We start from the raw sequence: 646 nt of genomic DNA on the forward strand, positions 1-646 counted from the left end.
GACGGACACCGGACGGGACACCACCGAGTCCACCGTCAGGACCGGGCCACCGGTCGCGTCGGCAGCCTCCACCGACAGCGCATCCGGACCGGCCGGTACCAGCCGCACCCGCAGGGCCGAAGCACCCACCGCATGCAGCACCAGCCCGTTCCAGTCCAACGGCTGCCGCACAGACTCCTCAACACCCGCGGAGTCGACCAACCCGGCGTGCAAAGCCGCATCCAACAACGCCGGATGGACACCGAACTTCTCGGCCTCCTTGCGCTGCTCCTCGGACAGGGCGACCTCGGCGAACACCTCCTCGCCGCGACGCCACACCGCCTGCACGCCCTGGAACGCCGGACCGTAGCCGAACCCGCTCTCGGCCAGACCGGCATAGAACTCCCCGACCTCGACCGGCTGCGCACCGGCCGGCGGCCAGGCAGCGAAGTCAAAGCCCGCACCACCCGCGTGGTCCGACCCCGACAGCACACCGGTCGCATGCCGCGTCCACACGTCCCCGCCCGCAGCGTCCTCCCGCAGCGAGTACACCTCCACCGTCCGCGAGCCGGACTCACCCGGACCACCCACCGCGACCTGGACACGCACCCCGCCCTGCTCGGGCACCACCAGCGGCGACTCGATCACCAGCTCTTCCAGCACGCCG

General features: G+C 71.7%; 1 protein-coding gene. It reads right to left on the bottom strand.

The window, feature by feature from the left end:
- On the bottom strand, positions 1–646 hold a 646-nt coding region (locus tag ACIPUC_RS37290; protein ID WP_446594882.1), incomplete at both ends, for a polyketide synthase dehydratase domain-containing protein.

The sequence above is a fragment of the Streptomyces sp. LARHCF249 genome (assembly GCF_052871255.1).